This is a genomic window from Actinoplanes sp. NPDC048791 (assembly GCF_040650095.1).
Taxonomy (GTDB): Bacteria; Actinomycetota; Actinomycetes; order Mycobacteriales; family Micromonosporaceae; genus Actinoplanes.
On the sequence record NZ_JBEZGQ010001705.1, the window covers coordinates 1 to 1111 of the forward strand.

Here is a 1111-nt window from a genome sequence, read left to right on the forward strand (position 1 = left end):
CGATCCGGCGGAACGCGCGCGGGTGCTCATCGACCACACGATCCGGCTGCACCACGCCGGCCGTCACGAGGCGGCGGTCAAGACCGCGTCAGAGGCCGTGGAGCTGCTGGCCGCCGCCGGTCCGGACCACCACCTCGGCGACTACGCGAACTCACTGAGCATCCGGGGCGCGGCGTTCGCCTTCACCGGCGACCATCAGCGAGCGCTGAAGGATGCCGGACAGGCCGCGCGACTGCACCATCGTCTCGTCCGGGACCACGTCGGGTATCTGCCGGACCTGGCGACCTCGCTGATGAACATCGGCACCGTTCTGGCCGAGCTGGGCCGGGACGAGGAAGCGGTCGCCCCCACCGAGGACGCTGCCGTCCTGCTGCGGCGGGTCGCCGAGGCCTACCCGGAGCGCTACCGGGCCGACCTGGCCGGGAGTCTGATCAATCTGAGCGGCCGGTACCTCGCCGTCGGCCGTCGCGACGAGGCGTCGCAGGCCGCCGAGGAAGCCACGGCGATCTACCGTGAGCTGGTCGAGGATGATCGGCACCGGTATCTCCCGGACCTCGCGAACGCACTGGGAAACCTGGCCGCGACCCGCCGGAGCACCGGCCGGCGGCCGGCCGCCCACGAGCCCGCCGCCGAGGCCCTCGCCGTCACGCGGGAACTCGTGCGGAGCAATCCCGCGGCGCACCGGCCGGCGCTGGCCGTGGCGCTGCACAACTTCGGCGCCTGCCTCGGCGACGCCGGCCGCTACCCCGAAGCGCTCGCCCACACGCTGGAGGCGATCGAGATCCGGGAAGACCTGGTCCGGGTCAACGCGCCGAAGGTCCAGCCATTGCTGGCCACGTCGCTCAGCAACGCGGCCACCTTCACCGGCACCCTCGGCCGGATCGATGAGGCTGTCACGTTCGCCCGGCGGGCCCTGGAGCTGATGCAGGATCTGGTCGGTGACCAGGGTGCGCACATCCCGCAGTACGCCGGCGCGATGCAGGTGGTCGCGACGCATCTGCAGGGCACCGGACGGCACGCGGAGGCGTTGGCCACGGTCAGCGAGGCGCTTCGGCTCCGGCGGCTGCTGGCCGGGACGGACCCGGTCGCCCATCGGCCGGCCCTCGGCGAC

The 1111-nt window shown here is 73.0% G+C and carries 1 protein-coding gene; it reads left to right on the forward strand.

The window, feature by feature from the left end:
• Positions 1-1111 (forward strand): tetratricopeptide repeat protein (locus AB0C29_RS49790; protein ID WP_360835576.1); only part of this gene is annotated, 1111 nt, incomplete at both ends.